At 67.6% G+C, this 2,726-nt stretch carries 2 protein-coding genes; both read left to right on the top strand.

What is annotated here, in order from left to right:
* The first annotated feature begins 55 nt into the window (after positions 1-55).
* Entirely contained in the window at positions 56-1,564 is a 1,509-nt protein-coding gene (locus V6V89_RS41090; protein WP_334625144.1) for a cellulase family glycosylhydrolase, read from the top strand.
* Positions 1,565-1,593: 29 nt separating this feature from the next.
* On the top strand, positions 1,594-2,640 hold the full coding sequence (locus V6V89_RS41095) for a lytic polysaccharide monooxygenase (protein ID WP_334625146.1): 1,047 nt from the start codon (positions 1,594-1,596) through the stop codon (positions 2,638-2,640).
* Positions 2,641-2,726 lie beyond the last annotated feature (86 nt).

A 2,726-nucleotide genomic window follows, 5' to 3' on the forward strand; every position in this document is an offset into this window, starting at 1 on the left:
ATAAAGGATGGCGGCCAGCGCTCCCATCGATCCCTCACTATGACGAGGAGATCACATGAAGCATCGTCATGCACTGCTGGCCGCTGGCGCGGCCGGCGTGCTGTTACTGGGCGGCATGGCCACGGCTACCCTTCCCGCCTCAGCGGCCGCATCCGGCTGCTCCGTCACATACACCGTGCAGAGCCAGTGGACAAGCGGGTTCACCGCCAACGTCGCCATCACCAACCTCGGTGACGCGATGTCGAGCTGGACCCTTACGTTCGACTTCCCGAACGCCAGCCAGCGCGTCACCCAAGGCTGGAATGCGACCTGGACACAGTCCGGTGCCCGCGTCTCCGCGGCCAGCATGAACTGGAACGGGTCGCTGGGCACCGGAGCGTCCACCTCGATCGGGTTCGTCGGCGCGTGGAACGGCACGAACCCGGTGCCGGCGTCGTTCTCGCTCAACGGCACCACATGTACCGGCTCGGTGAGCACACCGACGGCGAACCCCACCACCGTCGCGCCCACCACCCCGCCGGTGACGACACCGCCGCCCACCGGCCCCGCCCCCGAGCTGCGCGTCTCCGGCAACAAGATCGTGACCGCGGCCGGCAGGCCGTACCGGCTGCTGGGCGTCAACCGCTCCAGCGGTGAGTACGCCTGCGTGCAGGGCAAAGGCCAGTGGGACAACGGCCCAGTCGACCAGGCGTCGGTCGACGCGATGAAGACCTGGAACATCCACGCCGTGCGGATCCCGCTCAACGAGGAGTGCTGGCTCGGCCTCAACGGCTCGCCCAGCGGCGCCACCTACCAGCAGGGCGTCAAGAACTACGTCAACCTGCTGGTCGCCAACGGCATCAACGTCATCCTCGACCTGCACTGGAACTGGGGTGCCCACACCACCAGCCCGGACTGGCACTGCAAGGACGAGCACGCCACCTGCCAGAAGCCGATGCCCGACGCGCAGTACGCGCCGCAGTTCTGGACCGGCGTCGCCAACGCGTTCAAGGGCAACGACGCGGTCGTGTTCGACCTGTTCAACGAGCCCTACCCGGACCACGCCGCTGCATGGAACAAGACGTTGGGCTGGCAGTGCCTGCGCGACGGCGGCACCTGCACCGGCATCCCCTACGAGGTAGCCGGCATGCAAGACCTGGTCGACGCGGTCCGGGCAACCGGCGCCACCAACATCCTCATGGTCGGCGGCCTGGAATGGGCCAACGACATGCGGCAGTGGTTGCAGTACAAGCCGAACGACCCGCTGAACAACATCGCCGCCTCGTGGCACGCGTACAGCAACAACGCCTGCGCCACCGTGACCTGCTGGGACACCCAGATCGCCCCGCTAGCGCAGCAGGTGCCGATCGTGCTCGGCGAGTTCGGTGCGGACTGCGGCTTCGACTACATGCAGACCCTAGCGACCTGGGCCGACGCCCACGGCCTCAGCTACCTGGCCTGGACCTGGAACCCCTGGGGCTGCAGCAGCGGACACGTGCTCATCCTCGACTGGGCCGGCACACCAGAGCCAGGCATCGGCGAGGGCTACAAGGCACACCTGCTCACCCAGAATCCGTACTCCTGACACCCGGCTGCCCTTACATGGAGAAGAAGATGACACACCAGGCGTCCCCACGCCGGGCCTGGATCCGGCGGATCCTCTTCGCGGTCGCGGCCGGGCTGCTGACCAGCACCGTGCTAGCCGCCCCGGCCTCGGCACACGGCGCCGTCAGCGACCCGATCGCCCGGCACTACGGCTGCTACCAGCGTTGGCCCAACGGACCATCGGCGCAAACGGCCACCGAAGACCCGATGTGCTACCAGGCATGGCAGGCTAACCCGGGCGCCATGTGGAACTGGAACGGCCTGAATCGCGACGGAGTCGGCGGCAACCACCAAAGCGCCGTACCCGACGGGCAACTCTGCAGCGGCGGCATGACCGCCAACGGCCGATACGCCGCCTTCGACGAACCCGGCCAATGGAAAACCGTCGACCGCCCCAACCGATTCACCCTGAACCTGTACGACCAGTCCTCGCACGGCGCCGACTACATCCACGTCTACGTCACCAAACAAGGCTTCGACCCCACCACCCAACGGCCGAGGTGGAACGACCTGGAACTGGCCGGCCAGGTCACCAACGTCCCAACCGGCACCACAACACCCGTCGAGGTAAACGCACCCGGACGCACCGGACACCACATCGTCTACACCGTGTGGCAAGCAAGCCACCTCGACCAGTCCTACTACTTCTGCAGCGACGTCAACTTCACCGGCGGCGGCCCCGGCCCCACACCCACCGCCAGCCCGACCACCCAACCCACCCCGACCACCACCCCGACCACCACCCCGACCGGCAACCCAAACGCCGACTGCTCGGCCACCTACCGGGTCATCTCCCAATGGTCCGGCGGCTTCCAAGCCGAGGTACGCGTCACCGCCACGTCCACCGCAATCACCGCCTGGACAGTGAACTGGGCGCTCACCGGCGGCGAACGGGTCAGCTCAGCCTGGGGCGCCACCGTCACCACGACCGGGAGCACGGTCAGCGCCCGCAACGCCGCCTACAACGGCACACTCGGCGCCGGCGCCAGCACCACCTTCGGCTTCATCGGCTCCGGCACCAGCATCACACCAGCCCTCACCTGCACCACACCCTGACCCGACCACACCACCAACCATGCCGGTCCGCCCGCCAACCAACGCCGGCGGACCGGCACACATATCAGCAAACCCTGGACGGCAGC

The organism is Micromonospora sp. CPCC 206061, assembly GCF_036906915.1.
In the GTDB taxonomy this organism is placed as follows: domain Bacteria; phylum Actinomycetota; class Actinomycetes; order Mycobacteriales; family Micromonosporaceae; genus Phytohabitans.

Excerpts from the sequence above, each read along its gene's own strand:
- V6V89_RS41095 (WP_334625146.1), top strand. The coding sequence starts at position 1,594 with ATGACACACCAGGCGTCCCCACGCCGGGCCTGGATCCGGCGGATCCTC.
- V6V89_RS41090 (WP_334625144.1), top strand. The coding sequence starts at position 56 with ATGAAGCATCGTCATGCACTGCTGGCCGCTGGCGCGGCCGGCGTGCTG.